Here is a 319-nt window from a genome sequence, read left to right as displayed (position 1 = left end):
CGTGCAATTGCACTCGCACCTTGCTGGCCACTGCCCCAACAACTCCTCCCTCAATCCGCCACTGGCGGCGGTCGTCGTCGTTGCCCCCAAAGGGGGAGCCTATTCATCTTTATTATATCGCCCGATCTAATTTTCAGCAAGCCTTATTCCTGATGGCTGCGGCGGTAGAACCGGGTGCCGGAGCCCCGGTTGGAGAACAGCTCCAGCAGGATGGAGTGGGGCACGCGGACATCGATGATGACCGCCTCGTGGACTCCCTGATAGATGGCATCGGCCATGCCGCCGATCTTGGGGATCATGCCGCCCGCAATGATGCCGG

1 pseudogene is annotated in these 319 nt (G+C 60.5%); it reads right to left on the bottom strand.

Features of this window, described 5'->3' with window-relative positions:
* Positions 1-143: 143 nt before the first annotated feature.
* A pseudogene (locus P0G09_RS17020) lies at positions 144-319 on the bottom strand (acetylglutamate kinase); the annotation flags it as partial.

Source organism: Faecalibacterium sp. DFI.5.82 (assembly GCF_029076575.1).
GTDB classification, from domain to species: domain Bacteria; phylum Bacillota; class Clostridia; order Oscillospirales; family Ruminococcaceae; genus Faecalibacterium; species Faecalibacterium duncaniae.
This window is presented reverse-complemented; position numbering and strand designations above follow the sequence as displayed.